The organism is Microbulbifer okhotskensis, assembly GCF_023895975.1.
Lineage (GTDB): Bacteria > Pseudomonadota > Gammaproteobacteria > Pseudomonadales > Cellvibrionaceae > Microbulbifer > Microbulbifer okhotskensis.
This window is the reverse complement of record NZ_JALBWM010000238.1, coordinates 1-2,428: the sequence shown is the minus strand read 5'-3', so window position 1 is coordinate 2,428 and position 2,428 is coordinate 1. Positions and strand designations below refer to the sequence as shown.

Annotated in this window: 2 protein-coding genes; both read right to left on the bottom strand. The window is 47.3% G+C overall.

Annotated features, from left to right (window positions below; translation table 11 throughout):
• Positions 1-708: 708 nt before the first annotated feature.
• On the bottom strand, positions 709-912 hold the full coding sequence (locus MO867_RS21585) for a cold-shock protein (protein WP_252472993.1): 204 nt from the start codon (positions 910-912) through the stop codon (positions 709-711).
• Between the two features lie 618 nt (positions 913-1,530).
• Entirely contained in the window at positions 1,531-1,776 is a 246-nt protein-coding gene (locus MO867_RS21580) for a VF530 family protein (protein ID WP_252472991.1), read from the bottom strand.
• Positions 1,777-2,428 lie beyond the last annotated feature (652 nt).

Below are 2,428 nucleotides of genomic sequence, written 5' to 3'. Positions count from 1 at the left end.
ACGAGCAGTACAGTGACTATGGGGCTATAGCTGCATGAAACTGTCCGAAGTGTTGCATTTAATGGATTCCATTAAATGCTAACTACTAGCGAATGGCAACTGCAACATCGTGAGGTCTTGTGCAAGGAAGCTGCTAGCAAAGCTACGAGCTGATGAACAGAAACATTCTATATGGCTTGGCCTGGAGGCGAGGTGGCCAGGGGCACTGAAGCCGGGTGGTCTAGCGTGTAGAGTCAATGATGCAGTTGTGTAGTGAAAGTTCACCTCTTATCAGAGGGAGGTCTATTTAACTTGCTGCTATGAAGCTGTCAGCGTGGACGTTGACTCATAAATAGGCCCAACCCACTAGCCACTATCGTGGAGTGGGCAAAAATGGTGGGATACAGCAGCGCCTCGGTCAGTAATGATCCAGGTGATTAAACAGAAGTCAGCCGACGGCATAGTAGCCAAATGCCAAGATGAATACCTTGGACACGGTTAAATCCATGAGTTAAAAGACAGGGCTAGCCTACCGATATGTTTCCAGTCGGATAAAGTTTAGGCATCGCACTGCCATGACATTCAGCTCAAATGAAGAGCCGCTTGACACTTTCGTTGGGTAGAGATTCATTCCGAATAGGGAACCGCCCATTGCGGACCTGCACAATGGGTGGTGTGGGGGCCGGTAGCTAGAAACTACCGGCTACCCGATATATGCTGTTATTTATCTTACAGCGACTTTACATTGTTAGCGCACGGCCCTTTTTGCCCTTGCCCCACAACATATTCTACTTTTTGCCCTTCATCCAGAGATTTGAAACCACTCATTTGAATTTCTGAATGGTGAACAAATAGATCTTTGCTTCCATCATCCGGAGTAATAAAACCAAAACCTTTGTCACCATTGAACCACTTTACCGTACCTGTACTCATACTAAATATGACTCTTTTTGGGTGATTGCTATTACCTATCTTCGTTATCACCATCACGAAAAAGGTTTCTTAACTATATTTACACATAGCGCCCAGCACACCGGCGGCCGAAACAGAGCGAAGCGGCGTGTAGTCCGTCCTGCCCGTTGGGCTTACGTGCTGCTGCTTGGTGCTCCCAGTATGGGCGGGAACTAATGGGGCCCATTAGATGCTAACTACAAGCGAATGGCAACTACAATACCGCGAGGCCTTGTGGGGAGGAAGCCGCTAGCAAAACTATGAGCTGGCGAACAGAAACATCCTATAAGGCTTGACCTGAAGGCGAGGTGGCCAAGGATACCAAAGCTGGGTTAACGAGTAGAGTACATGATGCAGTTGTGTAGTGAAAGTTCACGTTCTTATCAGGGGAGATCTGTTTAGCTTGAAGCTGTCAGCGTGGCCGCTGACTCATAAGTAGGTCCAACCCGCTAGCCACCATTGCGGGGATAGACAAAAGTGGTGGGACATAACAGCGCCTCGGTCAGTGTGGGGGGCGGTAGCTAGAAACTACCGGCTACCCGATTTATGCGCCTGTCCCCGCCTAATCACGGGGACATCTATGTGGTTACCAAATAGTGCTTATTTACGATTAGCCCACGGAGATTTATTTTCAAAAGTTGAGATATACAGATTCTCGACTTTATCTCGCGCCCACTGGGTTTTGCGTAAAAACTTGAGCGAAGACTTAATTGATGGGTCGCTCTTAAAGCAATTGATATTAATCCTATATGCCAAACCATTCCAGCCATAATGCTCCTGCAAACGTATAACAACTTTCTCAAGAGTAATACCATGTAGCGGATTATCTGGTTGTTCTTTACTCATTCTTCAATCAATACTCTATATTTAATGACGCATAAGGCCGCGAGCATGGGCGTGAACTAATGGGGTGAAAGTCCTCTGTAGGAGGATCACCATTTAATGGGTTCCATTAAATGCCAACTACTAGCGAATGGCAACTGCAACACTGCGAGGTCTTGTGGGTAGGAAGTCGCTAGTAAGGCGGCGAACAGAAACATCCTATTAGGCTTAGCCTGGAGGTGAGGTAGCTAAGGGCACCGAAACCAGGTGATCTAACGGATAGGGTCAATAATGCAGTTGTGTAGTGAAAGTTCACGTTCTTATCTAGGGAGACCTGTTTAGCTTGCTGCTGTGAAGCTGTCAGCGTGGTCGCTGACTCATAGATAGGCCCAACCCGCTAGCCACCATCGCGGGGATGGAAAAAACGTAGTGGGATATAGCAGCGCCTCGGTCAGTAATGATCATGGTGATTAAGCAGAAGTCAGTTGATGGAGTACTAGCCTAATGCCAAGATTAATACCTTGGACAGGGTGAAGGCCTGAACCTAAATCCATAAGTTAAAAGACAGAGCTAGCCTACCGATATATTTCTAGTCGGATAAAGTTGGGGTGACGCACTACCATGGAGCGATACAGCTCTGCTAGCGAGAAACGCTTTCGTCGTTGGTCTCGTAGAA

What these genes read in the sequence shown, in the direction of transcription:
- MO867_RS21585 (WP_252472993.1), bottom strand. Translation starts at nt 912, where the DNA reads ATGAGTACAGGTACGGTAAAGTGGTTCAATGGTGACAAAGGTTTTGGT.
- MO867_RS21580 (WP_252472991.1), bottom strand. Translation starts at nt 1,776, where the DNA reads ATGAGTAAAGAACAACCAGATAATCCGCTACATGGTATTACTCTTGAG.